Here is a 25199-nt window from a genome sequence, read left to right as displayed (position 1 = left end):
CGATGCGGGCACGGCATGACCCTAGGAAGATTTGAGTGCCGCGGCCGATGAGCCACGGGTGCCGAGGTGGTTGAAGAACAGGTTGAGCGAGACGGCGACCAGTGCGCCGGCGCTGATGCCGGAGCCGAGGACGGTCTGCGCCCAGGCGGGGAACTCCGCGTAGAAGGTGGGCGCGGCGAGCGGGATGATGCCCGCTCCGAGCGACACGGCCACCAGGATGATGTTGGAGCTGTCGTCGAGGCCCGCCTCGGAGAGCGTACGGATGCCGCTGACCGCGATGGAGCCGAAGAGGACGATGCCCGCGCCGCCGAGCACCGGCATGGGGACCACGTTGACGACCGCGCCGAGCACCGGGAAGGCGCCTAGGACGATGAGCGCGCCACCGGCGACGGCGACGACGTAGCGGCTGCGTACGCGGGTCAGCGAGACCACGCCGACGTTCTGCGCGAAGGCGGAGGTCGGGAAGCCGCCGAAGACGGGGCCGACCAGGGTGGCGATGCCGTCGGTGCGCAGCCCGCGGGTGATGGTCCTGCCGTCGGTCCTGCGCTCGCAGATCTCGCCGAGGGCGAGCATGCCGGCCGAGGACTCGGTCATCAGGACCAGCATCACGATGCAGAGCGAGAGGATCGCGGCGGGCTGGAAGGTGGGCGCCCCGGAGGCGAACGGCGTGGGCAGCGCGGCCAGCGGCGCGGACTGTACGGAGGTGAAGTCCGCCATGCCGAAGGGGATGGCGGCCAGCGTGCCGATGAACATGCCCGCGAGCAGGGCGACTTGCTTGAGGAAGCCGCGGCCGAAGCGCTGGAAGACCAGGATCACGACGAGCGTGAAGGCGGCGAGCGCGAGGTACTTCATGTCGCCGAAGGTCGGGTCGGTGTCGTCGCCGCCCTGCGCCCACTTCACGGGCACGGGCATCAGCGTGACGCCGATGAGGGTGATGACGACCCCGGTGACCAGCGGCGGGAAGAAGCGCAGCAGCCTGCCGAAGAAGGGGCCTATGACGAGGCAGAAGACACCGGCGACCATCACCGCGCCGTAGATGGCGGGGAGTTGCTCGCCCTTGGCGTTGGTCTCGGCGATGGCGAGGATGGGCGCGATGCCGGCCGACGAGGCGGCGTTCACGAACGGCAGGCGGTTGCCGACGAAGCCCTTGACGCCGAGGGTCTGAAGGATGGTGGCGAGACCGGCGATGAGCAGTCCGGCGGCGATGAGCCGGGTCTGCGCCACGGTGTCCAGGCCGCAGGCCTGGCCGATGATCAGCGGAGGGGTGACCACGCCCGCGTACATGGCGGCGATGTGCTGGAGCGCGGCGGGGACGAGCCGCGAGGGGTGGAGCTTCTCGTCCACCGGGTGACAGTCGAGCGCTGACGCGTCTTTCGTCAGCTCCGTTCCCGCTGTCATCTCCGATGGGGTGGAACACGGGCCTTCTGCCGGCCCCGATGCAGGCTGTGCCATTGCTGTTCCCTCCGGTGTGGCGCGCCCCCGCCCGCTGCGGTGGGGCGGGGGCGCGCGTCCCGCGTCAGAGGTTGGTCATGTCGACCGGGATCTTCGGCTCGACGCCGTCCCGCAGGATGGTGGCCTCGATGAGGCCGTAGGGGCGGTCGGCGGCGTAGTAGACGGCTCCGTCCTTGGCCTCGTTGTCGAGGCCGAAGGGCGAGAGGTCCTGACGGAAGTGGTGCTTGTTGGGCGCGGAGAAGCGGATCTCGTCGATCTCGCTGCGGTTGTTGATGACCCGCGAGCCCATCTGGTAGAGCGTCTGCTGCAACGACAGCGAGTAGGTCTCCACGAAGGCGTGCAGGATGTGCTTCTTGGCCTGCTCGTACGACCGCTCCCAGCTCGGCATGCGCTGCTCGTCGCTGGTCCAGTTGTGCCGCCACCAGGTGGACAGGGAGGTGGCGAGGATGCGGTCGTAATCCTCCTTGAGGGTCGTGTACTTGTCCTTGATGAAGCCCCAGAACTCCGAGTTGGTGCTGTTCATCACGGTCAGGTCCTTCAGACCCGAGAGGACCTCGAACTTCTCGCCGTCGTAGGTGATCTGGGCGAGCCGCGTCTCCTGGCCCTGGCGGACGAAGGAGTGGTTGACCTCGTCGGCGCCGATGAACTTGGCGTTGCTGTCGGAGCCGCCGATGCGGGCCCAGGAGTACTCCTCGATCCGGATCCGCGCGCGGTGGATCGAGGGCTGGCTGTCCACGAAGTGCCGGGCGAGGTGGATGCCGTACTGCTCGGCGGAGTCGATGCCGTACTCCTTGGCGAACGCGAAGCAGGTGTTCTTCGTCGTGTCCGTCGGCAGGCAGTTGGCATTCGAGCCGTTGTAGTGGACGTCGTCCAGGTCGCCGGAGAGGGCGACGGAGACGTTCAGGTCCTTGATGTGGTGGGTGTCGCCGTCCCGCGTGATCTTTACGACCCGGTTCTCAGCCTTGCCGTACTGGTTCTGTCCCAGAATGGTGGGCATGTCTGCTAGCTCCCTCGGTAAACGGAGTAGCCGAACGGGTTGAGCAGCAGCGGTACGTGGTAGTGCTCGCCCGGCGTGACGGCGAACGTGATCGCCACCTCCGGGAAGAACGCTCCGGTCGTACCGCTGTCCCGATTCGCGGGGGCGTCCTGCTGCGCCTCGGCTTGCTGGTTCTTCGACTTCAGGAAGTACGCCTCGGTCTCGAAGTCGAGGTGTACGTGGGTGGTGCCCTCCGGCAGCGCCGGCAGGTCCTTGCAGCGTCCGTCCGCGTCGGTCGCGCTGCCGCCGAGCTCCTGCCACTTCTCGCCGGAGCCGCTGCGGGCCGACAGGGAGATGGCGACGCCCCCGGCGGGGCGTCCGACGCTGGTGTCCAGGATGTGCGTGGACACCGAGGCGGTGGTTTCCGTGCTCATGCTGATTCCTCTTCCAGGAGGCGGGTCAGGCGGATGCGGTTGATCTTGCCCAGTTCGGCGCGGACGATTTCCCGCTCCTGCTCGGGCGAGCTGCCGATCCGTTCCTTGACCGCGTCCCGCATCTGCTCACCGGTGCGGCCGGTGGCGCAGATCAGGAAGACGTGACCGAACTTCTCCTGGTAGGCCAGGTTCAGTTCGAGCATCTCGGCCTTGAGCTCCTCGGAGGCGCCGGCCATGCCCCGCTGTTCACGGGACGAGGTCGGGTCTCCCGGCTTCGGGCGGCCGATCGGCGGATGCCCCGCCATCGCCTCGGCGAGATCGTCCGCGGTGAGCTCCGCCATGGCGGCGTCGCTCGCGGCGAAGAGGGCTTCGACGGTGTCGTAGGGGCGCTGGGCGAGCAGTCCGCTCCCCCACGCCGAAGAGGCACAGGCCTCATGGAGGGCGGCGGTGGCCGCGGCCTCCGGCAAGGCATTGAACCGGGCGATGCCCGGCGTCTTACTCGAAGTCACGGGAGCCTCCGTGGCCTTGTGCTGGACGGGCTGCGGAACAGCTAAGACCTTGAAGAACACGGCGTCAACAGTTTGTTGAAATTACTTGAACAAAGAAGCCGCCACCCGGCTGAACGGGTGACGGCTCGGCCGCGCAGCGTGACCGCGCGGCCCGGGGACGGACGTGGATCATTCGCCCTTCGCGGCGCTCTCCCTGTTCAGGTAGTTGTAGACGGTGAAGCGGGAGACGCCGAGCGCGCCCGCGACCGTCTCGACGCCGTGCCGCACGGCGAACGCGCCGCGCGCTTCCAGTATCCGCACGACCTCCTGCTTCGCCTTCCGGTCGAGTTCCGCGAGGGGCCGGCCCCGCTTGCGCTCCAGGGCGAGCAGGATGTGGTCCAGGGAGTCGGCGAGCTGCGGCAGCTTCACCGCCACCACGTCCTCGCCCTCCCAGGCCAGGACCACGTCGTCGGCCCCCGCCTGGTCCGGCGGCATCATCGTGCCGCCCATGGCGTCCACCAGCGGCTTCACCGCGGTGACGAAGGGATCGTCCCCAAAAACGGTCACTTATCCGCCTCCCCCGGCTCGCGCGGCTCCCCCGGTTCACCGATCACGTTGACCTGGAGCGAGACGCGGGTGGCGCCCGCCCCCAGGGTCTGGCGCAGCATCGCGTCGACGGCGGTCAGGACCGCGTCGACGCCGCCCTCGGCGGTGTTGCCGAACGGGCCCACGTCGACGGTGTCCAGTGGGGCCCCCTGGATCACCTCGCGGGCCACCAGGGCATGCGGCGGGGCCTCGTCGAGGTCGAACGGTTCGGTCGTGAACTCCACTCTCAATCGCACGCCGCCAACCTACTGCCGTCGCCCGAATTTTCGGCAGGGCCCTCTTGACAGCTTCCGTGGACGGCAGGCACTCTTCCATCAAGCAGAAATGAACTTCCGCAATACGGAAGGAGCGCGGAAGCCCCATGGGATACTCCGACCAGCGCTTCAATGTGAACCTGTCGATCCTCTTCACCGAGCTCCCGCTCCTGGAGCGCCCCGCGGCCGCCGCGAAGGCCGGCTTCGGCGCGGTCGAGCTGTGGTGGCCCTGGGTCGACGCCCCCACCCCCGAACAGTCCGAGCTCGACGCCCTCAAGCAGGCGATCGAGGACGCGGGCGTCCAGTTGGTGGGCCTGAACTTCTACGCAGGCCAGTTGCCGGGGCCCGACCGCGGCGCCCTGTCCGTACCCGGCGAGGAGAGCGAGAAATTCCGCGCCAACCTCGCGGTGGCCGCCGACTTCGCGAAGTCCCTCGGCTGCACGGCGCTCAACGCGCTGTACGGCAACCGAGTCGACGGAGTGGACCCGGCCGTCCAGGACGAACTCGCCCTGGAGAACCTGGTGCTCGCCGCCCGAGAGGCCGACCGCGTCGGCGCGATCCTGCTGATCGAGGCGCTCAACGCGCCCGAGTCACCCAAGTGCCCGATCGTGAGCGCCCCCAAGGCGATCGAGATCGTGGACAAGGTGAACGCGGCGAGCGGGCTCGGCAACGCGAAGTTCCTCATGGACCTGTACCACCTGTCCATGAACGGCGAGGACCTGCCCTCGGTCATCGAGCGGTACGCCGCCAAGACCGGGCACGTGCAGATCGCGGACAACCCCGGCCGCGGGGCGCCCGGCACCGGGTCGCTGCCGCTGGAAGCCCTGCTCGACCAGCTGCACGCCGCTGGATACGAGGGGTGGGTCGGCCTGGAGTACAAGGCCGGCGACCGCCCGAGCGCCGAGGCCTTCGACTGGCTGCCCACCGGGGCCCGCGCCGCGCGCTGAGCGCCCACTCATCGACGTACGACAAGCTTGAGAGCAGCAGGAGAGGCACCCTCATGAGCAACCTTCCCAAGATCGCGTGGATCGGCCTCGGCATCATGGGCTCCCCCATGTCCGAGAACCTGATCAAGGCGGGTTACTCCGTCACCGGTTACACCCTGGAGCAGGACAAGCTGGACCGGCTCGCCGCCGCCGGTGGTACGGCGGCGAAGTCCATCGCCGAGGCCGTCGGGGACGCCGACGTCATCGTCACGATGGTGCCCGCCTCCCCGCAGGTCGAGGCCATCGCGTACGGTCCTGACGGCATCCTGGAGAACGCCAGGTCCGGCGCGCTGATCGTCGACATGTCGTCGATCACCCCGCAGACCTCCGTGGACCTGGCCAAGGCCGCGAAGGAGAAGGGCCTGCGCGTCCTTGACGCCCCGGTCTCCGGCGGCGAGGCGGGCGCCATCGAGGCCGTGCTCTCCATCATGGTCGGCGGCGACCAGGCCGACTTCGACGAGGCCAAGCCGCTCCTCGAAGCCCTCGGCAAGACCATCGTGCTGTGCGGTCCGCACGGCTCGGGCCAGACCGTCAAGGCCGCCAACCAGCTCATCGTCGCCGTCAACATCCAGGCGTGCGCCGAGGCCGTGGTCTTCCTGGAGAAGTCCGGCGTCGACCTGAAGGCCGCGCTCGACGTGCTGAACGGCGGCCTCGCGGGCTCGACCGTCCTGACCCGCAAGAAGGACAACTTCCTGAACCGGGACTTCAAGCCCGGCTTCCGGATCGACCTGCACCACAAGGACATGGGCATCGTCACCGACGCCGCCCGCAACGTGGGTGCCGCGCTGCCGGTCGGCGGTGTCGTCGCCCAGCTCGTCGCCTCGCTGCGCGCCCAGGGCGACGGCGGCCTCGACCACTCCGCCCTGCTGCGCTCCGTCGAGCGCCTCTCGGGCGCCGAGCTCCAGTAACGGAGCTCCCCTGATCTTCCGGGCCGTGGCGGCGCTGACACCTGTCCTGTCGCGCCCAGGCGCCGCCGCGGCCCGGAACCCTTACTGCCGCCACACCGCTCTTGGGTGCGGCTCGTGCAACACCCACCAAAAACTTCAACAAACTGTTGACGTAGCTGCTCAGGGCTCCATACGCTCCCGAACACCGTCACCAGTCGAAGCAGTTCCGTATGGAAGGTCAACCTCGCCACCATGTCGAAGCGTGTGCTCACGACCGAGTCCGGCGCCCCCGTCGCCGACAACCAGAACTCCGCCACCGCCGGCATTGGTGGCCCGATCCTGCTCCAGGACCAGCACCTCCTGGAGAAGCTCGCCCGCTTCAACCGTGAGCGCATCCCGGAGCGTGTCGTGCACGCCCGCGGCTCCGGCGCGTACGGCTACTTCGAGGTGACCGACGACGTCACCGGCTTCACCCACGCCGACTTCCTCGGCGAGATCGGCAAGCGCACCGAGATCTTCACCCGCTTCTCCACCGTGGCGGACAGCCTCGGCGGCGCGGACGCGGTCCGTGACCCGCGCGGCTTCGCGGTGAAGTTCTACACCGAAGAGGGCAACTACGACCTCGTCGGCAACAACACCCCGGTGTTCTTCATCAAGGACCCGATCAAGTTCCCCGACTTCATCCACTCCCAGAAGCGCGACCCCTTCACGGGCAAGCAGGAGCCGGACAACGTCTGGGACTTCTGGGCACACTCCCCCGAGGCCACGCACCAGGTGACCTGGCTGATGGGTGACCGCGGCATCCCCGCCTCGTACCGTCACATGAACGGCTACGGCTCGCACACCTACCAGTGGACGAACGCGCAGGGCGAGGCCTTCTTCGTCAAGTACCACTTCAAGACGAACCAGGGCATCCGCTGCCTCTCCGCCGAGCAGGGCGCCGAGCTCGCGGGCAAGGACGCCAACAGCCACCAGACCGATCTCCTCCAGGCGATCGAGCGGGGCGTGAACCCGTCCTGGACGCTGCACGTGCAGATCATGCCTGCGGCGGAGGCGGCCGAGTACCGCTTCAACCCGTTCGACCTCACCAAGGTGTGGCCGCACAAGGACTACCCGCTCCAGCGCGTGGGCCGTCTGGTCCTCGACCGCAACCCGGACAACGTGTTCGCGGAGGTGGAGCAGGCCGCCTTCTCCCCGAACAACTTCGTGCCCGGCATCGGTCCGTCCCCCGACAAGATGCTCCAGGGCCGCCTGTTCGCCTACGCGGACGCGCACCGCTACCGCCTGGGCGTCAACCACACCCTGCTCGCGGTGAACGCCCCCAAGGCGACGAAGGCCGACAACTACGGCCGTGACGGTCTGATGGCGTCCAACGCCTACGGCCGTGACCGCAAGAACTACGAGCCCAACTCGTACGACGGTCCCGTCGAGACCGGCCAGGCCCTCTCCGCCCCGCTCGCCGTCAACGGCCACACGGGCACGCACGAGGCCCCGGCCCACACCAAGGACGACGACTTCTTCCAGGCCGGTGAGCTGTACCGGCTGTTCTCGGAGGACGAGAAGTCACGCCTGGTGGCGAACATCGCCGGCGGTCTCTCGCAGGTCTCCCGCGACGACGTCATCGAGAAGAACCTCGCCCACTTCCACGCCGCCGACGCCGACTACGGCAAGCGCGTCGAGGAGGCCGTCCGCGCCCTGCGCGAGGACTGAGGCGCTTGAGCTTCACCGGGGGCCGACGGGAGGTCGGCCCCCGGTGTTGAGCCCGACCCGCGTCACGAACCCGGATGAGGGGTGGTACGTGACGCGGTCGGGCAGGCCGGTCCGCGGCGGCTCTGCGAGCCAGTGCGGTGGTGAAGGGTCCGCGGCTTCCCTCTCGACCTGAGAGAGGGGATCCCACGGCCCGTCGCATCCGCCGCGGTCCCTCGCCCCTGGGCGTCGAGCGGTTCCCCCGCTCACCCCGGGGCTCTCCGCCGGCCCGGAGGCCAGGCCCCATGAACTCCGCCCGGCAGCGCGCATGCATGTTCCGCCAGTCGCGCGCGGTCGGGCGGTATCAACTCCACGTTTCTCACGGCCTGAGCGCCGGGTACGGACGGTCCCGTACCCGGCGCTCTTCCGCGTGTGCGGGGCCGGCGAGCGAACGGTGGGCGTTGTCGATCAGCTCCTTGTAGGTGAGGACCTCGACGCGGGTGACGTGCGAGTTGAATGTCCGCAGCGCCTCACTGATCTGCTCCTCCGGCACGTCGGGTTGGAGCGCGGGGTGGCCTATCAGCACCAGCGCACTCGCCCTGCGCGTCTCGATGCCGAGCTCCTCGCGGATGCGGCCACGGTTCTCGTCCAGGCCCACGAGGTAGTTGACGGCCTGCGCCACGGCGTCGTGCACGTGGGAGGTGGGTACCCAGGCGCCACGGTGCTTCTTGACCAGCGCGCCCTGAAGGCTCATCGCGCGCTTCAGCTCCACGACGTGCAGGGCACCATCGCCGCGGAGCAGGGGGATGTCGAGCTCGTCGCCGGGCACGAGACGGCGCCGTACGGCTTCGCCGACATAGCGGCCCCCGAAGATCCAGGGCTGGCCCTGGAGAGCGCACTGCAGATCGCCTTCGGATGCGCCGGGATCCTCGACGACCTTGCGCAGCGCCTCCAGGCCCGCCGCGCGCCGCTGCAACTCCGCCGCCTGGAGCAGCAGTTGCCCCTGGTCGTCAGCCGCGAGGAGCTTCAGTGCCTCCGGTGAGGTGACGATCTGCCGGGCCGCTTCCGTGGGGTCCTCGACGTCGATACGGCTGTCGCACAGGATGCGCTCCAGCCAGAGGGCGGTCTCCGCCGTGCCGCGTGGAATGACGTAGCGCCCCGGCCTGTCGGGGGGCGCGTTCAGGAACCGCGCGTCGCCCGCGAGGGACCGAAGGTGGCTGATGAGCTCCGGCGCGGCGGCTTCCGGGTGCGTGCCGAGGAACTCCTCGCCCGCGTCGGCCGCGCCGGCATAGCCCGCCGCCACGACCCTGCCGAAGGGCTCTGCGCTGCTCACCCGCCGCCTGCCGTCCCTGAACAGCCGCAGCCGGTCGTCCAGCTCCGGTTTCAGGATGCGCCCCTCGGCGTAGTCCACGGCGTCCTGCACGAGGCGGACGACGTGCCACTCGCCGACCGAGGCAGCCTTGGCCCGCGCCTCGGAAAGCAGGTGCAGGAGCTTCTTGCCGCCCCGGATCTTCCTGCCCCCGCCTCGCAGATGGCCCGCCACGGCCGCCAGGCAGTACCGCACATCCGCGTCCGACGCGACTCCAGCGGCGGCTTCCACCTGTCGCTCCAGCGTCACGTCCGCTCTCGGTTCCATGGCGAGCAGTGTGCCGCCCGGCACTGACAACGCCCCGCGTACGCGGAAGGGGCGGTCCACCCCCCTCGGGTGGACCGCCCCTGGCTTCGGCGGGTGTCAGACCTTCAGCGGGCGGATCGCCGTAGGCGCGTGCGCCGGCTCCGTGGCGATCTCCTCGAACTCCTTGACCGCGCTGATGTCCGCCGTCGGGCTCATGGAGATGTTCGTGATCCGCTCCAGGATCGCCTCGACGACCACCGGCACCCGGTGCTCCACCGCCAGCTTCTTCGCCTGCTCGAAGGCGTCGGCGAGGTCGGCCGGGTCGGTGACACGGATCGCCTTGCAGCCAAGGCCCTCGGCGACCTTGACGTGGTCGACGCCGTACACACCGAGTTCCGGGCTGTTCTGGTTCTCAAACTCCAGGTTGACCTGGAAGTTGATGTCCAGGCCGATCTGCGCCTGGCGGATCAGGCCCAGATAGGCGTTGTTCACGAGGACGTGCACGTACGGGATGCGGTGCTGCGCCCCGACTGCCAGCTCCTCGATCATGAACTGGAAGTCGTAGTCACCGGAGAGCGCGACGACCGGGGTCTCCGGGTCGGCCTTCGCGACGCCGAGCGCGGCCGGGATGGTCCAGCCGAGCGGGCCCGCCTGGCCGCAGTTGATCCAGTGCCGCGGCTTGTAGACGTGCAGCATCTGGGCGCCGGCGATCTGCGAGAGGCCGATCGTGGTGACGTACCGCGTCTCGGGGCCGAAGGCCTTGTTCATCTCCTCGTACACGCGCTGCGGCTTCATCGGCACGTTGTCGAAGTGCGTGCGGCGCTGGAGGGTCTCCTTGCGCCTCAGGTGCGAGGCGACCCACTCGGAGCGGTCGGGCAGCTTGCCCGCGGCCTTCAGCTCCTTCGCCACCTCGACGAACAGCTCAAGGGCGGCCTTCGCGTCGGAGGCGATCCCGTAGTCCGGGGCGAAGATCTTGCCGATCTGTGTCGGCTCGATGTCGACGTGCACGAACTTGCGGCCCTGCGTGTACACGTCCAGCTTGTAGCCGGTGTGACGGTTGGCCCAGCGGTTGCCGATGCCGAGGACGAAGTCCGACTCCAGGAACGTGGCGTTGCCGTAGCGGTGGCCGGTCTGCTGGCCGACCATGCCCGCGTTCAGGTCGTGGTCGTCGGGGATGGTGCCCCAGCCCATCAGGGTCGGCACGACGGGGGTGTTGGTGAGCTCGGCGAACTCGACCAGCAGGTCGGAGGCGTCGGCGTTGATGATGCCGCCGCCCGCGACGATCAGCGGCCGCTCGGACTCCAGGAGGAAGCCGATCGCCTTCTCGATCTGGGCACGGGAGGCGGCCGGCTTGTAGACCGGCAGCGGCTCGTACGTCTCGGGGTCGAAGTCGATCTCGGTCTGCTGGACGTCGATCGGCAGGTCGATGAGGACGGGTCCGGGACGGCCCGAGCGCATCAGGTGGAACGCCTGCTGGAAGACGCCGGGGACCTGCGCGGCCTCCAGGACGGTGACGGCCATCTTGGTCACCGGCTTGGCGATCGTCGCGATGTCGACGGCCTGGAAGTCCTCCTTGTGGAGCAGGTGCGTCGGCGCCTGGCCCGTGATGCACAGGATCGGGATCGAGTCGCCGATCGCGGAGTACAGGCCGGTGATCATGTCGGTGCCGGCCGGGCCCGACGTACCGATGCAGACGCCGATGTTGCCGGGGTTGGCGCGGGTGTACCCCTCGGCCATGTGCGAGGCGCCCTCGACGTGGCGGGCGAGGGTGTGGTCGATGCCACCGCCCTCCTTGAGCGCCTTGTAGAAGGGGTTGATCGCAGCGCCGGGGACACCGAACGCGTTGACGACGCCCTCACGCTTGAGGATCTCAACTGCCGCGCGGACAGCGGTCATACGAGCCATGGGATTCTCCTGCTTCGACAGCTTCGACAGCTTTTCTGCTGCCGGATACGGCTGGCGGATCCGGCTCCCGTCGCGCCCCGCGGTGAGCTTCTGTTTCCGCATCATGGAAAGAATGTTCTGCTATATGGAAGCAATGTAAGGGGGTGCGGCGAAGACCGTCAAGAGACGGCCGGGGATACGGCCACGGATTGCGGTGCGGGACACGGCCGCGGGCGGCATGGGATACGGCACCCCGGCTTTGCGCAACTCGCCTCGCGCGGGGCCCGCCGGGTGGAGGATGGAGGGACGTCGTATGGCGTACGGCGGGCGGTACGGACGCGGGCGGTGGAGACGATGACGGCAGGTGGCGTCCCGGTGCGGTGCCCGGGCTGCCGGCGCGAGCACTTGTACGAGCCGCCGTCCCTCCCCTGCGCCTGCGGAGCGCCCGTTTCACCGCCGGTGGCCCGCGGGGCACCGCTGACGCCGGTCACCGACCGGACCTGGGCGGACGAATGGATCACGGTCCGCTGCTGGGCCTGCGGCCGCCAGGGACAGTGGCCCCAGCCGGAACTGGACTGCGACTGCGGACGCGTCCTCCGCGTACCGGTGGTCCCGGCCCTGAGAGCCCCGGGGCACTCCAGCGCACCGGGGCGCCCCAGCGCTCCCGCAGGAGAGTCAGCGGCGGGTACTCCCGGACGCCCCGGCGCTCCCGGGGGAGAACCGCCGGCGGAATCTTCGGGGCACCCCAGCGCTCCCGGGGGAGAGTTGCCGCCGGGTGCCGGTGAGGCCGGCGTGGGGTCTGTCGGCGAGGCCGCCGAGACGCCTCCCGAAGGCGTGCCTCCCGTCGCCCCCGCCCATATCCCGCTCCCCCGCACCGCCCCGCGCCCCCGCCCCGCCTTCCGGCCCGTGCCCGTCCGGGACGCCCGCGACGCGGTCGCCGTGAGCGCGCTGTACCTGCGCTGGCTCGGCTACTCCGACACCCGCAGCACCCCCCGCGCCCGGCCCTCGGCGGTGCGCATCACCGCGCGCGGCATGCTGGCCCAGGTGGATCCGGCCCTGCGGCGCACCACCCCGCGCGACATCGAATGCCTGTGGCTCACGGCCATGACAGGCCCCTCCGAGACGCCGCCCGCCTGCGCCTTCTTCTCCCTCGCCGGATATACGGACCCCGCCCGCGCCCGCGCGGACACCCTAGGGGTGCCGCTGTTCACGCTGGACCTCACGGGAACCCCGCAGCCGGTCAACAGCGCGGCGGACGAGCTGGTGGCCACGGGCGCGTGAACTCGCGGCCGACCGACGAGGCCGCCGCACTGCCCGTGCCGGCACGAGATGGCCGGGCCCCGCATACCCGTCCCGTACGCACCACCCGTACACACTCAACCCGTACACAACTCGGCCCATGCATACTCACCCCATGCCGACCCGCAGCCGCATCCGCCCCGCCACCACCTCCGACCTCCCCTCGCTCCAGGACATCGAGCGCGCCGCGGGCGAACCGTTCCGCGCCATCGGCATGGCGGCCATCGCGGACGACGAGCCGCCGACGGTCGAGGAGTTGGAGCGGTACCGCGCGGCGGGTCGGGCCTGGGTGGCCGTGGACGGTGACGACGGCATGGGCGGGGCCCCCATCGCGTACGTCATCAGCGAGGCGCTGGACAGCCGAGGTGAACACATCGAGCAGGTCTCCGTGCACCCCCGTGCCGCCCGCCGCGGCGTCGGCCGTGCCCTGATCGAGCACGTGGCGGCCCTGGCCCGCGCGCAGGGCAGGACCGCGCTCACCCTCACCACGTTCACCGACGTCCCCTGGAACGCCCCGTACTACGCCCGCATCGGCTTCCGTCCGCTCGCGGAAGCGGAACTCACCCCGGCGCTCCGCGCCATCCGCGCGCACGAGGCGGAGCTCGGCCTCGACCGGTGGCCCCGCCTCTGCATGCGCCGCGACCTCACAGAGGAACTGACGACGGACCTCACTACACAACCGGACGGAGTCACTCGCTGAACCGCTCCCTGAGCTCGACCTTGCGCACCTTCCCCGAGACCGTCATGGGGAAGGACTCCAGGATGCGCAGCGCCGCCGGGATCTTGTAGTGGGCCAACTGCCCCCGGCAGTGGTCCTGGAGCTCCTCCAGGGTCAGCGTGCCGCCGGGCTCGCGCAGGATCACGCAGGCGAGGGGCACCTCCCCGTACCGTTCGTTGGGGACGCCCACCACCTGGACGTCGGCGATCTTCGGGTGGCCGTACAGGAACTCCTCGATCTCGCGCGGGTACACGTTCTCGCCACCCTTGATGATCATGTCCTTGATGCGGCCGACGATCTGGACGTACCCGTCCTCGCGCATGACCGCGAGGTCACCGGTGTGCATCCAGCGGCCTGCGTCGATGACCTCGGCGGTGCGTGCCGGTTCGCCCCAGTAGCCGAGCATGACGCTGTACCCGCGGGTGCACAGCTCGCCGGAGGCGCCGCGCGGCAGGGTGACACCGGTCGCCGGGTCGACGACCTTCACCTCGATGTGCGGCAGGACCCGGCCGACCGTGCCCGTGCGGCGCTCCAGGTCGTCGTCGCGGCGCGTCTGGGTGGAGACGGGCGACGTCTCGGTCATCCCGTAGCAGATGGAGACCTCCGCCATGTGCATCTCGGCGACCACCCGTTTCATCACCTCGACGGGGCAGGGCGAGCCCGCCATGATGCCGGTGCGCAGTGAACTCAGGTCGTACGTCGCGAAGTCGGCGAGGTTCAGCTCCGCGATGAACATGGTCGGCACGCCGTACAGCGAGGTGCACCGCTCCCGCTCGACGGCGTGCAGCGTGGCCACGGGGTCGAAGGACGGGGCGGGGATGACGATGCACGCGCCGTGGGAGGTGATGCCGAGGTTCCCCATCACCATGCCGAAACAGTGGTAGAAGGGCACGGGCAGACAGACGCGGTCCTGCTCGGTGTAGCCGACGGTGCGGCCCACCCAGTAGCCGTTGTTCAGGATGTTGTGGTGGGAGAGGGTGGCCCCTTTGGGGAAGCCGGTGGTCCCCGAGGTGTACTGGATGTTGACGGGGTCGTCGCAACTCAACTCCCGCTCACGCGCGGTGAGTTGCTCCGCACCGACCGAGTCGGCGGCGCCCAGGAGCTCGTCCCACGAACGGTCCCCGATGTAGTGGACGGCGCGCAGCTCGGGGCAGCGGGGCCGCACCTCGTCGACGAGCGCGCGGTAGTCGCTGCTCTTGTGCGCCTGCGAGGCGACCAGGACGGAGACCCCCGACTGGTTGAGCACGAACTCCAGCTCGTGGGCCCGGTACGCCGGGTTGATGTTCACCATGATCGCGCCGATGCGCGCGGTGGCGTACTGCACGAGCACCCACTCGGCACAGTTCACCGCCCAGATCCCGACCCGGTCCCCCTTGGCGACCCCGGACCCGAGGAAGCCACGCGCGAGCCGCGCGACGGCTTCACCGAACTCGGCGTACGTCCAGCGGGCACCCGCCGGCACGTCCACGAGGGCGTCGCGGTCGGGCCAGGAGGCGATGGCCCGGTCGAGATTGCGCCCGATGGTGTCACCGAGGAGCGGGGTGCCGCTGGTGCCATGGGCATACGAGAGCGGAGTCGACGTGGAGGGGGTGCCACTGGCGTACGAGGACGGGCCCCCGCCGTCTTCGTCGGCGTACGGGAGGGTGCTCACCGGAAGTCCTCCTCGCGGTACTCGGCGTCCGAGCCCGCGGCGGTCGCCTCGCGCAGCTCGATACGGCGGATCTTGCCGGACACGGTCTTGGGCAACGCCCCGAACTCCAGCCGCCGCAGCCGCTTGTACGGGGCGAGCGTCGCCCGGGAGTGCTCGAAGAGCAGCTTCGCGGTGTCGGGGCCGGGCGCGAAACCCTCGGCGAGCACGACGTACGCCTTGGGGACGGCGAGGCGCACGGGGTCCGGTGCGGGTACGACGGCCGCCTCCGCCACCGCCTCGTGTTCCAGGAGGGCGCTTTCCAGTTCGAACGGGGAGATCTTGTAGTCGGAGGCCTTGAAGACGTCGTCGGACCGGCCCACGTAGGTGATGTAGCCCTCGGCGTCGCGCGAACCGATGTCGCCCGTACGGTAGTAGCCGCCCGCCATGGCCTCGGCGGTGCGCTCGGGGTCGCCGTGGTAGCCGGCCATCAGGCCGACGGGGTCCTTGCCGAGGTCGAGGGAGATCTCACCCTCGGCGATCTCACCCTCGGCGGCGTCGGGCCCGTCAGCCACCGGCTCTCCCGTCACCGGGTCGAGGAGTACGACGGTGTAGCCGGGCGTCGGGCGGCCCATGGAGCCCGGCTCCAGCGGCTGGCCGGGCGAGTTGGCGACCTGTACGGCGGTCTCGGTCTGCCCGAAGCCGTCGCGGATGGTGACGCCCCAGTCGCGCCGCACCTGCTCGATGACCTCGGGGTTCAGCGGCTCACCCGCGGCGACGACCTCGCGCGGCGGGGTGCGGAGCTGGGTCAGGTCGGCCTGGATCAGCATGCGCCACACGGTGGGCGGCGCGCAGAACGAGGTGACTCCCGCGCGGTCCATCTCCGCCATGAGCCGTCCCGCGTCGAAGCGGGAGTAGTTGTGGATGAAGACCGTGGCCTCGGCGTTCCACGGGGCGAACAGGTTCGACCAGGCGTGCTTGGCCCAGCCGGGCGAGGAGATGTTGAGGTGGACGTCGCCGGGCTTCAGGCCGATCCAGTACATCGTCGCCAGGTGGCCCACGGGGTAGGACACGTGGGTGTGCTCGACGAGCTTCGGGCGGGCGGTGGTGCCGGAGGTGAAGTAGAGCATCAGCGGGTCGTCGGCTCGGGTGATGCCGTCGGGTTCGAAGGCGGCGGGGGCGTCGGCTACGCCTTCGTAGGGGGTCCAGCCGGGGCTGATACCTGTGCCGGGGGTGGTGCCGGCGCTCGTTCCCTGGTCGTACGGGGGGCGTCGGCCCGCGGTGCCGACCACGATGCGTGTGTAGTCGCCGGGCACGTCGTCGAACTTCTCCGTGTCCTCGGGGCGTACGACGACGTGGCGGGCCCGGCCGCGGTCGATGCGGTCGCGGAGGTCGACGGGGCCGAGCAGCGGGGTCGCCGGGATGACGACGGCGCGCAGCTTCATCGCGGCGAGGGCGATCTCCCACAGCTCGGACTGGTTGCCGAGCATCACCAGGATGCGGTCGCCGGCCCGTACGCCCCGCTCGCGCAGCCAGTTGGCGGCCTGGTTCGAGCGGCTGGACAGGTGTGCGAAGGAGTGGCGGACCTCCGTGCCGTCCTCCTCGACGATGTGCAGGGCGGTCTTCTCGTTGCCGTCCGCGATGGCGTCGAACCAGTCGAGCGCCCAGTTGAAACGCTCGGGCCGCGGCCAGGCGAAGCCCTCGTAGGCGGCGGCGTAGTCCTCTCGGTGCCGCAGCAGGAAGTCCCTTGCGGTACGGAACTGCTCCGTGGCGCTGGTCCCGGTCGTCGTCATGCGCACCCCTGCTCGATTCCGTGGCTCGTACTGCTGTGCTTTTGCTGTGGCGGCTCTGCCGTACTCATTGCCGGACGCTGTGGGACATCGTGTAATTCGAGATGCGGTCCCACCACCCCCGAACGGGGGTGTCGCGAGGTGAAAGGGCGGGCGCGTGGCGGCTGACGGCGGCGAGACGGTGGAGATACGGACCGCTCTGCTGCGGCTGCGCCGCGCCACGGGCATTCCGGTGGCCTTCGGCGGACTGCTCGAAGGGCAGCGGCATGTGCGGATCGGGGAGCTGAGCGGCACGGGGACGCGTGCGCTGTGCGGGCTCGCGGTCTCCTCGGGCACCGGTCTCGGCGGCAAGGTGGTCGCCCTGTCCCGGCCGTGCGCCGTCACCGACTACAGCGAATCCCGGCACATCAGCCACGAGTACGACGCGGCGGTCGAGGCCGAGGGCCTGCGGTCGGTGCTCGCGGTGCCGGTGGTGGTGCGGCGGCGGGTGCGGGGCGTTCTGTACGGGGCGTTGCGTACCGCTCAGCCGCTCGGTGACCGGACCCTGTCGGCGGCGGTGGCGGCGGCGCGGGACGTGGAGCAGGCGCTGGTCGTCCGCGACGAGGTGCGGTCGCTGCTCGCGGCCGCGCGGGAGCCGGTGGCGGGCCCCGGGGCCTGGGAGCAGGTCCGCGAGGCGCACGGCGCGCTGCGTGGCCTGGCCCCGCGGATCGTGGACCCGGCGCTGCGGGCGGAGCTGCTGGCGGTGTGCGGCCGCCTGGAGTCGGCGACGGCGGTGCCGAACGGTGGTGGCGAGCGTTCCCGTCCGGTACGGCTGGCGCCCCGGGAGGTGGACGTCCTGGCCTGCGTGGCCGCGGGCGTCACGAACGCCACAGCGGCGGAACGGCTCGGCCTCCGGCCAGAGACGGTCAAGGGCTACCTGCGCTCGGCCATGCGAAAACTGGGCACGCATACGCGGCTCGAAGCGGTGGTGGCGGCTCGGCGGGCAGGGCTGTTGCCTTAGGGGGGCCGGGGCCTGGGGGCGCCGGCTTTGCAGAGCTGCTGCTGCCCCCGCGGGGTTGTTGGCTCGGGCCGCTGCCCCGGCAGGGCGCCGGGCCAAGGCAGCGGCTCCTCGCGGCCAGGCGTCGCGGCGACGGCAACGGCGTTCCGGGCGGGGCCGGGCTACCCGTCAGGCGATCCGTCAGGCGTCGATGACTGCGCCGAAGCGGATGTCGTACGAGGGCGACGTCGACGCCGGCTTCTCGGCGATCCGCGACAGCATCCGCTCGGCCTCGCCCGTCAAGGAGTTCCGCTCGGCCCGGCTCAGCTTCCCGAACGGCTCGATCGTCAGCACGGCGTCCCCGCCCTTCGGGGCCTCCTCCAGCCGCCACACCCCCGCGAGGAAGCCGTCCAGGAGGAAGGCGCAGTACGCGATGTTCCCCTTCCAGGTGTGTCCCTTGTACTCCGGAGGGATCACGCGGGCGCGGTCCGCGTGGGAGAGGAGGAGATTGTCGAACTCCGGGAGGAAGCGGGGTGGGGCCGGCGTGTCCGCGGGCGGGCGTGGCGCGTCCGGCAGGTCGAAGAGCTCCACGCCGTTCGCGTCGCGGAAGGTACGCAGGCGGGGGCGCAGCCGCTCGAAGACCTCCCGCATCCGGGTGAGCCGCGCCCAGGTCTGCATGTCCTTGACGGAGGCGGGCCCGAAGGCCGCGAGGTAACGCAGGACGATGGCCTCGGGCAGAGGCAACGCCGCACCCGGCGGCGTCGCCCCGGCGATGAGCAACTCCCGGGCACCCGGCGGCTCCGCGTCGGCGCTCGACGCCGCCCGGGCACCCGGCGGCTCCGCGCCGACGCCAGGCCGTGGCCCAGCACCCGGCGGCTTCGAGCCGGCGCTCAGCGGTGCCCCCGCACCCGGCGGCTTCGAGCCGGCGCTCAACGCCCCCCGAGCCCCTGGCGGGACCGCCCCCGCGCTCAGCGGCCCCTCGGCGCCCGCCAGCCCCTGGGCACCCGGCAGCTTCGCCTCGGCACCCGGCAGCCTCTGCTCGGCCCCCGGCAGCTTCGCCTCGCCCCCCAGCCACTGCTCGACCGTGGTCAGAGCCACCTGCCCGCTTCGCCGCCAGAGCCCCCGCGGAGTCACCTGCACCAGCGGCAGCAGGCACCGCGCGGCGACCGCGAGGGACTGCGGGTCGGCGTCGGGCCACCGTACGAGCAGCACCTCCCGCAGTTGCTTCATCGTGCGGGGCTCCGCTTCGACGGCCGCACGCGCGACCTCCGCGAGCTCCGGGAGGTCGACGCCGGTGAGGCCGTGCCGGAACGCGCTCAGCTCCCGCTCCAGCGCGCCCTGCACGAACGGCCGCAGCGTCAGCGCGTCCTCGGCGGTGTGCAGATGGATGGTGGAGCGCATCGTGACCATGCGGACCAGCTCACGCGCCTCCAGGAGCGCCGACAGCTCGGCCGGGTCGAAGTCCTCCAGGCGCGCGGCGAGAGCGTAATAGGGCGGCTTGACGTTCTGCGCCTGGAGGCCGAGAAGGTGGGTGACGGCGTCCTTGACGGAGAGGTCGCGGGAACGGCGCAGGAGAAGCTGTCGTTCGAGCGTGGCGCGGTTGAGCGCGCGGTCGTCCAGTACGGGGGCGCCGCCGCTCGGACGGCTCACCCGGCTTCCGGTCGTCTTCGGCATGGCGCCAGGCTAGCCAGCCTTGCGGACAGAAACGGTCCGCGATACGAATCACCGCGGCCGCGTCGGGCCCACCTTGGCCGGCGCGATCCACGGCATGAACTTCGACGCGACCCCGGAACTGAACTGGGCGTTCGGGTATCCGTTCGCGATCCTGCTGATGGCCGCGGTCTGCGTGAGCCTGTACTTCAGCTTCAAGAAGCGGGACTGGCTGTAGCGGCGCTGCCGCGTCGGCTCGGCGGAGTCCGGCACCGGACATGCGAAAGCAGCGGCCCGGATCTCGTCCGGGCTCACCGCCGTGCCGCTGCGTCCGGCAGGGCCCGCTCCGTCTCGGCCGCCGTCCTGTGGCGCGCGATGCGCCAGGCGCCTTCGAGCAGCGCACCGGCCACGACGGCGATGCCGGCCGCGGCACACGGGGCGGTGGTGCCGGCCAACTCCATGTCGAAGAAGGACCGGAGGTGCGGGACCAGGGGAATCGCCGCGAAGGACAGCGCCATCGCGAGCACGAGCAGTACGCGCCTCCAGGTGCAGGGGCGCGCGACGATGGACAGTGCCCACAGTCCGACGAGGAAGGCCGTGAGCGTCGTGGCGGACGTCTGCGCCTCCAGGTTCCCTCCATGGACGGCGCGGGCGACGGCGTACGACCCCATGGTGGCCGCGGCGGTCACGGCTCCGCACGGGACGGCGAACCAAAGCACCCGCCGCACGAAGTGGGGCCGCGCGCGCCCGGTGTCGGGGGCGAGGGCGAGGAAGAGGGCCGGGATGCCGATGGTGAGCGAGCCGAGCAGGGCGAGGTGCCGGGGCAGGAACGGGTACGGAACGTCGGCAAGGACGACCATGACGGCCAGCAGGAGGGAGTACGTCGTCTTCGTGAGGAACAGCTTGGCCACGCGCTCGATGTTGCCGATGACGCGCCTGCCCTCGGCCACCACCGACGGCAGGGCCGAGAAGTCGTTGTCGAGGAGCACGATCTGGGCGGCCGAGCGGGCGGCCGGGTCTCCCGTTCCCATGCAGACGGCGACGTCCGCCTCCTTGAGGGCGAGCACGTCGTTCACCCCGTCGCCCATCATCGCCACCGTGCGGCCGCGGGACCGCAGGGCGGTGACCATGTCGCGTTTGCGTTGAGGGCCCACCCGGCCGAAGACCGCGCTGCCCTCCATGGCTTCCGCCAGTTGGCCGCCGTCGTCGTCGGGGAGCCGGCGCGCGTCGATGTGGCGGTCGCTGTCCGGCAGCCCCGACCCGCGGGCCGCCGCGCCCGCCGAGAGCGCGTCGTCACCCGAGATCACCTTGATGTCCACGCCCTGGTCCGCGAAGTACTGGAGGGCGGCAGGGGCCTCCTTGCGGATGTGCTGCGCGATGACCACGAGAGCCACCGGGTCCGTCGCGCCGGGGCCCCGCTCCGGCGCGGCCAGCACCTCGCTCAACGGGAGGGAGCAGCGCGCCAGGAGCAGCACCCGCAGGCCGCGCTCACCGTAGGCGTCCACGGCGACCAGTACGGAGTGTCCCGGCGGGAGCAGCACATCGGCCGCGCCGATCAGCCACGTCACGGTGGCACCGTCCCGGCCGGTCAGGGTCGCACCGCTCCAGCGACGGGCGGCGGAGAACGGGGCGCGCTCCTTCTCGGTCCAGCCCTCGGGTGCGGGGAAGGCGTCGATGGCGGCCCGCGGACCGGCGGTGGGGTGGGTGTCCAGCGCCCCTAGTGCGCCGAGCACGTCCTCCACCGCCACGTCCGGTTCGATCCGGTACACCTCGTCGACGTCCGTGGACGCCTCCGTCAGGGTCCCGGTCTTGTCCAGGCATACGGTGTCCACGCGCGCGAGGCCTTCGATGGCCGCCGGTTCCCGCACGAGGCAGTTGCGCTTCCCGAGCCGGACGACACTTCCGGCGAAGGCGACCGACGCGAGCAGCACAAGTCCGTCGGGGACCACCGGGACGACACCGGCGACCATCCGCCGCGCCGCCTCGGGCACATCACCGCCGTCGGCGGCCAACTGGTGCATGAACAGCGCGATCCCGACCGGGATCACGGCGTATGTGACGTATCTGACAAGGGTGTTGACGCCGTCGCGCAGTTCGGATTCGACGGGTGTGAAGCGGGCGGCCCTCTCCGCCGGCCGTGCCGCGCGGGTGTCCCTGCCGACCCTCTTGACGGCGAACGCACCGGAGCCTGACACGACGGAACTCCCGGACATCACGTCGTCGCCCGGTCGTTTGAGCACGGGGTCGGCCGCACCGGTCAGGAGTGCCTCGTCGATCTCCAGGCCGTCCGCCTCCAGCACGGTGCCGTCGACGACGACCTCGTCCCCGGTACGGAGTTCGATGACGTCGCCGAGGACGATCCGGGCCGGGGCCAGGCCGACGGTACGGCCGTCGCGGCGCACCGCCTGGCGGGCCCCGCCCGTGGCGGTGAGCCGGTCGAGGGTCCGTTCGGCGCGTACGTCCCGCACGACGCCGAGCAGGATGTTGGCGAGGACGACAACGCCGAAGGCGGCGTTCTGGACGGGCCCGACAGTCAAGATGATCACGAGCAGGACGCCGATGGCCGCGTTGACGCGGGTGCATACGTTGGCGCGCACGATGTCGCGGATGGTGCGACCGGTCGGTGGGGGTGCGTCGTTGGCCTCGCCCCGTCCGCTTCTCCGCTCCGCCTCAGCGGAGGTCAGGCCGGTGGCCGCACCCCCAGGTAAGAAGGGGCCGACGGTGTCACCACCGCCGGCCCGCTCCGTTCCATTCGCCCCCCTCGACCGCATATCCATACCTGGATCCCCTCCACACCGGTCGTGACCAATGAACTGATCCAGACCGTAATGACCGCTGGTGTCCCCTCACTACGGACGAACGATGGTGGTGGCCCCCACTTTCGTGGTGGCCCCGACGGGACGAACGGTCGGACCCGCGGTCGGTCGGGCGGTCGCGCGCGCAGTCGGACGGGCGGTCGGACGGGCGGTTTCCGGCCTCAGCTCATGCCCGCGTCACGGGCGAGCAGCGCCACCTGGACGCGGTTGGAGAGGCCCAGCTTGGCCAGGGCCCGGCTCACATGGGACTTCACCGTGCCCTCGCTCATGGACAGTGCGCGGCCGACCTCGGCGTTCGACAGGCCTCTGGCCACCGCTCGGACCACGTCCTCCTCCCGCTCGGTCAGCACCGCCATCCTTTCGCGGGCGTTCGCGGAGTCCCCCGATTCCAGTCCGGCGAAGGTGTCGATCAGCCGCTTGGTGATCCGGGGGGTGAGCATCGCGCTGCCCTCGGCGACCGTGCGCACAGCGCCGGCGAGGTCGCGTGGCGAGGTGTCCTTGAGGAGGAACCCGGCGGCGCCGCTGCGCAGCGCGGTGTGCACGTAGTCGTCGAGGTCGAACGTGGTCAGCATGATGACGCTGGGGGCGTTGGGCGAGCGGCGCAGTTCCTTGAGCGCGGTCAGTCCGTCCATGCCTGGCATGCGTACGTCCATGAGGACGACGTCCGGGCGGTGCTTGGCGACAGCCGTGACCGCCTCGCTGCCGTCGCTCGCCTCGGCGACCACCTCGATGTCGTCGGCCGGATCCAGGATCATGCGCAAACCGGCCCGTACCAGCGCTTCGTCGTCAACGACCAGGACCCGGATCACTTCTGCTCCTCCATGTCGTGCGTGGGCACGTCGTGCGTGGGCACGCCGTACGTGGATGCGTCGCCGCCCGTGGATGCGTCGCTGCCCCTGGGCGTGTCGCCGCCCCTGGGCGTGTCCCCCGTGGGCGTGTCGTGCGTCGGGATCGGGAGCCGTGCGCGGACGGAGAATCCGCCGCCCGGCCTCGGCTCCGCGGTGAACTCTCCGTCGAGCAGCTCTACGCGTTCGCGCAGCCCGACCAGGCCCATGCCGCTGCCCGGCAGCAGTTCGACGGGCCCCGCGGGGGCTTCGTTGTGCACGGCGATCTCCAGGTGGTGGTCGTGGTAGCGGACAACGACCTCGGTGCCGGCCGCTCCGGCGTGCTTGTGCACATTGGTGAGGGCTTCCTGCACCACGCGGTAGGCGGCGTGTTCCAGCAGGGTGGGCAGGCGTTGCGGGGTTCCCTCGTCGCGTCTGCGGACGGACATGCCCGCGGCCCGCGACTGGTTGAGGAGCCGTTCGAGGTCCACCAGGGTGGGCTGCGGTCCGAGGGCGATTCCCTCGCCGTCCACTGCCTTGAGCACGCCGATGACGTCCCTGAGCTGCGCGAGGGCCTCCCGGCCCGTGGTCCGGATGAGTTCCGCTCCGAGCGCGGTCTTCTCGTCCTTCGCGTTGATCTCCAGGGCGCCCGCGTGCAGCACCATCAGGGACACCCGGTGGGCGACCACGTCGTGCATGTCCCTGGCGATGCGGGCACGTTCCTGCAGACGCGCCTGCTCGGCGCGGGCCACCTGCTCGCGCTCCAACCGCTCCGCCCGCTCGCGCAGGCTCTCCACCACGTCCTTGCGGGCCTTGTTCCACAGCCCGAGGGCGAAGGGCAGCCAGACGAACAGCCCGGCGCCGCCGAGCGACGACAGCATGTCCGCCCAGAAGACCCCCGGCAGCCCGATGGCCAGGCCCGTGGCCGTCGGCAGCACCGTGATCGCGCTGGCCCCCGTCACGTAGGACATCTGCTGGAGCGGCCTGTGCACGGTCGAGCCGACGATGTACGAGGCCACGCACAGCGTGGCCCAGACGGATGTCAGCACCCATGAGGCGCAGCCCACCACGACGACCGGCCAGCGCGTGCCCGGGAGCGCCCGCACCGCGGCCACGGAGGTGACCGCGATGAGCACGGCCAGGACCAGGGCGGGCCACGGGGTGAGCCCCAACTCCCCCTGTACCTGCGGGACCGGGCGGCCGTCGATGGGGAAGAACGCGCCGACGGCGAGCGCGGTCGACAGCACGCTCAGCCCCCAGCGGTCCAGCCATCGCCGTATGCGTGCTCGAAATGCCGGTTCGGTGGCTGTCGGCGTACGTCGTGTCACATGCCGAGCGTAGTAGCTCACCCGGAGTCCCGTCCTCCGCCGTGTGTCCGGACCTGTCCCCACGAAAGTTGGGTGTCGCCGTGACCTAAGTGGGGCAGGATCGTGGACTTTCCGGCGACGTGGCAGGGGCCCCGTTCTCGCAGACTCGCTGCCATGACAGAAACGACAGCCGCTGTCCGGGCCGCGGGGCTCGGCAAGCACTACGGATCCGGTGACGCGCGGGTGACCGCCCTCGAGAACGTCGACGTGCGCTTCATGCGCCAGGAGTTCACGGCCATCATGGGCCCTTCCGGCTCCGGGAAGTCGACGCTGATGCACTGCGTCGCAGGTCTCGACAAGGCCGACGAGGGTTCGGTGTGGATCGGTGACACCGAGCTGACCGGCCTGAGCGACAACGCTCTCACCGATCTGCGCCGGGACCGCGTGGGCTTCGTGTTCCAGGCGTTCAACCTGCTCCCCACCCTCACCGCGCTGGAGAACATCCTGTTGCCGTTCGACCTCGCAGGGCGCAAGCCCGACAAGGACGTGCTGGACAGGATCATCACGACGGTGAACCTCAGGGACCGGCTGAGCCACCGGCCGAGCCAGCTCTCCGGCGGACAGCAGCAGCGTGTCGCCTGCGCCCGGGCACTGGTGACCCGGCCGGACGTGGTGTTCGCCGACGAGCCGACCGGCGCGCTGGACTCCACCGCGTCCGCGGAGCTGCTCCGCTTCCTGCGGCAGAGCGTCGACGACCTCGGCCAGACCGTGGTGATGGTGACCCACGAGCCCAGTGCCGCCGCCTTCGCCGACCGGGTGCTCTTCCTCAAGGACGGTGCCCTCGTCGACGAGATCCTCGCGCCGACCGCGGACAGCGTCCTGGAGCGCATGAAGTCCTTCGAAGGGTCAGTGGCCTGATGCTGA

21 protein-coding genes and 1 pseudogene are annotated in these 25199 nt (G+C 70.6%); 8 read left to right on the top strand and 14 right to left on the bottom strand.

All coding sequences use genetic code 11. The features are described 5' to 3' along the window. Positions 1 to 21 precede the first annotated feature (21 nt). From ACZ6JY_RS33585 to ACZ6JY_RS33560, 6 genes are all read right to left on the bottom strand, one after another. The gene (locus ACZ6JY_RS33585; protein WP_469202049.1) at positions 22 to 1452 is read right to left on the bottom strand and encodes a nucleobase:cation symporter-2 family protein; all 1431 of its coding nucleotides are present in this window, start codon (positions 1450 to 1452) and stop codon (positions 22 to 24) included. 64 nt (positions 1453 to 1516) lie between these two features. Next, positions 1517 to 2449 (bottom strand): factor-independent urate hydroxylase, encoded by a 933-nt coding sequence (pucL, locus tag ACZ6JY_RS33580; protein ID WP_447040929.1) that lies wholly within the window; start codon positions 2447 to 2449, stop codon positions 1517 to 1519. A gap of 5 nt (positions 2450 to 2454) precedes the next feature. Continuing rightward, the gene (uraH, locus tag ACZ6JY_RS33575; protein WP_469202047.1) at positions 2455 to 2862 is read right to left on the bottom strand and encodes a hydroxyisourate hydrolase; all 408 of its coding nucleotides are present in this window, start codon (positions 2860 to 2862) and stop codon (positions 2455 to 2457) included. Further along, positions 2859 to 3371 carry a 2-oxo-4-hydroxy-4-carboxy-5-ureidoimidazoline decarboxylase gene (gene uraD, locus ACZ6JY_RS33570; RefSeq protein ID WP_469202045.1) on the bottom strand — a complete coding sequence of 171 codons (513 nt, stop codon included), beginning with the start codon at positions 3369 to 3371 and terminating at the stop codon, positions 2859 to 2861. The genes uraH and uraD overlap by 4 nt, the downstream gene beginning before the upstream one ends. A 168-nt stretch (positions 3372 to 3539) precedes the next feature. After that, on the bottom strand, positions 3540 to 3917 hold the full coding sequence (locus ACZ6JY_RS33565) for a helix-turn-helix domain-containing protein (protein WP_447040924.1): 378 nt from the start codon (positions 3915 to 3917) through the stop codon (positions 3540 to 3542). After that, complete coding sequence (locus ACZ6JY_RS33560; RefSeq protein ID WP_469202043.1) at positions 3914 to 4192, bottom strand: YkoF family thiamine-binding protein; 279 nt, start codon at positions 4190 to 4192, stop codon at positions 3914 to 3916. The genes ACZ6JY_RS33565 and ACZ6JY_RS33560 overlap by 4 nt, the downstream gene beginning before the upstream one ends. A 125-nt stretch (positions 4193 to 4317) precedes the next feature. Here ACZ6JY_RS33560 and ACZ6JY_RS33555 point away from each other — a divergent pair, with 125 nt between their 5' ends. The 3 genes from ACZ6JY_RS33555 to ACZ6JY_RS33545 all read left to right on the top strand — a co-directional run bounded on the left by ACZ6JY_RS33555 (position 4318) and on the right by ACZ6JY_RS33545 (position 7793). Beyond that, positions 4318 to 5157, top strand: a complete 840-nt coding sequence (locus ACZ6JY_RS33555) for a TIM barrel protein (RefSeq protein WP_469202041.1) — start codon at positions 4318 to 4320, stop codon at positions 5155 to 5157. A 53-nt stretch (positions 5158 to 5210) separates the two neighbouring features. Continuing rightward, positions 5211 to 6104 carry a 2-hydroxy-3-oxopropionate reductase gene (locus ACZ6JY_RS33550; protein WP_469202039.1) on the top strand — a complete coding sequence of 298 codons (894 nt, stop codon included), beginning with the start codon at positions 5211 to 5213 and terminating at the stop codon, positions 6102 to 6104. Positions 6105 to 6335: 231 nt separating this feature from the next. Beyond that, on the top strand, positions 6336 to 7793 hold the full coding sequence (locus ACZ6JY_RS33545; RefSeq protein WP_469202037.1) for a catalase: 1458 nt from the start codon (positions 6336 to 6338) through the stop codon (positions 7791 to 7793). Positions 7794 to 8148: 355 nt separating this feature from the next. On the opposite strand, the gene ACZ6JY_RS33540 is transcribed toward ACZ6JY_RS33545, so the two are convergent. Both ACZ6JY_RS33540 and gcl read right to left on the bottom strand, forming a co-directional pair. Then, complete coding sequence (locus ACZ6JY_RS33540; protein ID WP_469202035.1) at positions 8149 to 9405, bottom strand: Shedu anti-phage system protein SduA domain-containing protein; 1257 nt, start codon at positions 9403 to 9405, stop codon at positions 8149 to 8151. A gap of 96 nt (positions 9406 to 9501) precedes the next feature. Then, a complete protein-coding gene (gcl, locus tag ACZ6JY_RS33535) occupies positions 9502 to 11289 on the bottom strand; it encodes a glyoxylate carboligase (RefSeq protein WP_469202330.1) in 1788 nt (595 codons plus the stop codon). Positions 11290 to 12060: 771 nt separating this feature from the next. On the opposite strand from gcl, the gene ACZ6JY_RS33530 reads away from it, so the two are divergent. Together ACZ6JY_RS33530 and ACZ6JY_RS33525 are read left to right on the top strand one after the other, a co-directional pair. Beyond that, a complete protein-coding gene (locus tag ACZ6JY_RS33530; protein ID WP_469202033.1) occupies positions 12061 to 12549 on the top strand; it encodes a hypothetical protein in 489 nt (162 codons plus the stop codon). A 133-nt stretch (positions 12550 to 12682) separates the two neighbouring features. Next, a complete protein-coding gene (locus ACZ6JY_RS33525) occupies positions 12683 to 13267 on the top strand; it encodes a GNAT family N-acetyltransferase (protein WP_469202031.1) in 585 nt (194 codons plus the stop codon). On the opposite strand, the gene ACZ6JY_RS33520 is transcribed toward ACZ6JY_RS33525, so the two are convergent. Together ACZ6JY_RS33520 and ACZ6JY_RS33515 are read right to left on the bottom strand one after the other, a co-directional pair. Beyond that, complete coding sequence (locus ACZ6JY_RS33520; RefSeq protein WP_469202328.1) at positions 13257 to 14807, bottom strand: AMP-binding protein; 1551 nt, start codon at positions 14805 to 14807, stop codon at positions 13257 to 13259. The genes ACZ6JY_RS33525 and ACZ6JY_RS33520 overlap by 11 nt on opposite strands. 125 nt (positions 14808 to 14932) lie before the next feature. Then, positions 14933 to 16705, bottom strand: a complete 1773-nt coding sequence (locus tag ACZ6JY_RS33515; protein WP_469202029.1) for an AMP-binding protein — start codon at positions 16703 to 16705, stop codon at positions 14933 to 14935. A gap of 154 nt (positions 16706 to 16859) precedes the next feature. Between ACZ6JY_RS33515 and ACZ6JY_RS33510 the strand changes: the two genes are divergently transcribed. Further along, positions 16860 to 17702, top strand: coding sequence for a response regulator transcription factor (locus tag ACZ6JY_RS33510; protein ID WP_469202027.1), 843 nt, complete (start codon positions 16860 to 16862; stop codon positions 17700 to 17702). Between the two features lie 177 nt (positions 17703 to 17879). Here ACZ6JY_RS33510 and ACZ6JY_RS33505 read toward each other — a convergent pair whose 3' ends face one another. Further along, entirely contained in the window at positions 17880 to 19352 is a 1473-nt protein-coding gene (locus ACZ6JY_RS33505; RefSeq protein WP_469202025.1) for a winged helix DNA-binding domain-containing protein, read from the bottom strand. Positions 19353 to 19419: 67 nt separating this feature from the next. On the opposite strand from ACZ6JY_RS33505, the pseudogene ACZ6JY_RS33500 reads away from it, so the two are divergent. Further along, a pseudogene (locus ACZ6JY_RS33500) lies at positions 19420 to 19566 on the top strand (CorA family divalent cation transporter); the annotation flags it as partial. 73 nt (positions 19567 to 19639) lie between these two features. Here the strand turns inward: ACZ6JY_RS33500 and ACZ6JY_RS33495 are convergent. The 3 genes from ACZ6JY_RS33495 to ACZ6JY_RS33485 all read right to left on the bottom strand — a co-directional run bounded on the left by ACZ6JY_RS33495 (position 19640) and on the right by ACZ6JY_RS33485 (position 24296). Then, positions 19640 to 22105 carry an HAD-IC family P-type ATPase gene (locus ACZ6JY_RS33495; RefSeq protein WP_469202023.1) on the bottom strand — a complete coding sequence of 822 codons (2466 nt, stop codon included), beginning with the start codon at positions 22103 to 22105 and terminating at the stop codon, positions 19640 to 19642. Between the two features lie 200 nt (positions 22106 to 22305). Then, entirely contained in the window at positions 22306 to 22953 is a 648-nt protein-coding gene (locus ACZ6JY_RS33490; protein WP_469202021.1) for a response regulator, read from the bottom strand. After that, the gene (locus ACZ6JY_RS33485) at positions 22950 to 24296 is read right to left on the bottom strand and encodes a sensor histidine kinase (protein WP_469202019.1); all 1347 of its coding nucleotides are present in this window, start codon (positions 24294 to 24296) and stop codon (positions 22950 to 22952) included. The genes ACZ6JY_RS33490 and ACZ6JY_RS33485 overlap by 4 nt, the downstream gene beginning before the upstream one ends. 153 nt (positions 24297 to 24449) lie before the next feature. On the opposite strand from ACZ6JY_RS33485, the gene ACZ6JY_RS33480 reads away from it, so the two are divergent. Further along, complete coding sequence (locus tag ACZ6JY_RS33480; RefSeq protein WP_469202017.1) at positions 24450 to 25193, top strand: ABC transporter ATP-binding protein; 744 nt, start codon at positions 24450 to 24452, stop codon at positions 25191 to 25193. Positions 25194 to 25199 lie beyond the last annotated feature (6 nt).

The organism is Streptomyces sp. NPDC046335 (assembly GCF_055587985.1).
Note: the sequence above shows the minus strand (reverse complement) of the source record. Positions and strands in the feature narration are given on the sequence as shown.

Bases quoted from the DNA above. Each gene is read 5' to 3' on its own strand.
- gcl (WP_469202330.1), bottom strand. From the start codon at position 11,289: ATGGCTCGTATGACCGCTGTCCGCGCGGCAGTTGAGATCCTCAAGCGT.
- ACZ6JY_RS33550 (WP_469202039.1), top strand. From the start codon at position 5,211: ATGAGCAACCTTCCCAAGATCGCGTGGATCGGCCTCGGCATCATGGGC.
- ACZ6JY_RS33585 (WP_469202049.1), bottom strand. From the start codon at position 1,452: ATGGCACAGCCTGCATCGGGGCCGGCAGAAGGCCCGTGTTCCACCCCA.
- pucL (WP_447040929.1), bottom strand. From the start codon at position 2,449: ATGCCCACCATTCTGGGACAGAACCAGTACGGCAAGGCTGAGAACCGG.
- ACZ6JY_RS33480 (WP_469202017.1), top strand. From the start codon at position 24,450: ATGACAGAAACGACAGCCGCTGTCCGGGCCGCGGGGCTCGGCAAGCAC.
- uraH (WP_469202047.1), bottom strand. From the start codon at position 2,862: ATGAGCACGGAAACCACCGCCTCGGTGTCCACGCACATCCTGGACACC.
- ACZ6JY_RS33495 (WP_469202023.1), bottom strand. From the start codon at position 22,105: ATGGATATGCGGTCGAGGGGGGCGAATGGAACGGAGCGGGCCGGCGGT.
- ACZ6JY_RS33505 (WP_469202025.1), bottom strand. From the start codon at position 19,352: ATGCCGAAGACGACCGGAAGCCGGGTGAGCCGTCCGAGCGGCGGCGCC.
- ACZ6JY_RS33545 (WP_469202037.1), top strand. From the start codon at position 6,336: ATGTCGAAGCGTGTGCTCACGACCGAGTCCGGCGCCCCCGTCGCCGAC.
- ACZ6JY_RS33555 (WP_469202041.1), top strand. From the start codon at position 4,318: ATGGGATACTCCGACCAGCGCTTCAATGTGAACCTGTCGATCCTCTTC.
- ACZ6JY_RS33525 (WP_469202031.1), top strand. From the start codon at position 12,683: ATGCCGACCCGCAGCCGCATCCGCCCCGCCACCACCTCCGACCTCCCC.
- ACZ6JY_RS33515 (WP_469202029.1), bottom strand. From the start codon at position 16,705: ATGACGACGACCGGGACCAGCGCCACGGAGCAGTTCCGTACCGCAAGG.
- ACZ6JY_RS33540 (WP_469202035.1), bottom strand. From the start codon at position 9,405: ATGGAACCGAGAGCGGACGTGACGCTGGAGCGACAGGTGGAAGCCGCC.